Annotated in this window: 1 rRNA gene; it reads right to left on the reverse strand. The window is 57.6% G+C overall.

Features of this window, described 5'->3' with window-relative positions:
* Positions 1-31 precede the first annotated feature (31 nt).
* A 23S ribosomal RNA gene (locus IE219_RS31370) occupies positions 32-778 on the reverse strand; the annotation flags it as partial.

Genomic DNA, 778 nt, shown 5'->3' on the forward strand with positions numbered 1-778 from the left:
TTCAGAACTAACACAGTGGACGCGAGCAACTGAGGACAAGCCCTCGGCCTATTAGTACCGGTCAGCTCCACCCATTACTGGGCTTCCACATCCGGCCTATCAACCCAGTCGTCTACTGGGAGCCTTACCCCATCAAGTGGGTGGGAATACTCATCTCGAAGCAGGCTTCCCGCTTAGATGCTTTCAGCGGTTATCCCTCCCGAACGTAGCCAACCAGCCATGCCCTTGGCAGGACAACTGGCACACCAGAGGTTCGTCCGTCCCGGTCCTCTCGTACTAGGGACAGCCCTTCTCAATATTCCTACGCGCACAGCGGATAGGGACCGAACTGTCTCACGACGTTCTAAACCCAGCTCGCGTACCGCTTTAATGGGCGAACAGCCCAACCCTTGGGACCGACTCCAGCCCCAGGATGCGACGAGCCGACATCGAGGTGCCAAACCATCCCGTCGATATGGACTCTTGGGGAAGATCAGCCTGTTATCCCCGGGGTACCTTTTATCCGTTGAGCGACGGCGCTTCCACAAGCCACCGCCGGATCACTAGTCCCGACTTTCGTCCCTGCTCGACCCGTCGGTCTCACAGTCAAGCTCCCTTGTGCACTTACACTCAACACCTGATTGCCAACCAGGCTGAGGGAACCTTTGGGCGCCTCCGTTACCCTTTGGGAGGCAACCGCCCCAGTTAAACTACCCATCAGACACTGTCCCTGATCCGGATCACGGACCGAGGTTAGACATCCAGCACGACCAGAGTGGTATTTCAACGGCGACTCCAC

Origin of the sequence: Streptomyces termitum (assembly GCF_014650175.1) — a bacterium.
Taxonomy (GTDB): domain Bacteria; phylum Actinomycetota; class Actinomycetes; order Streptomycetales; family Streptomycetaceae; genus Streptomyces; species Streptomyces termitum.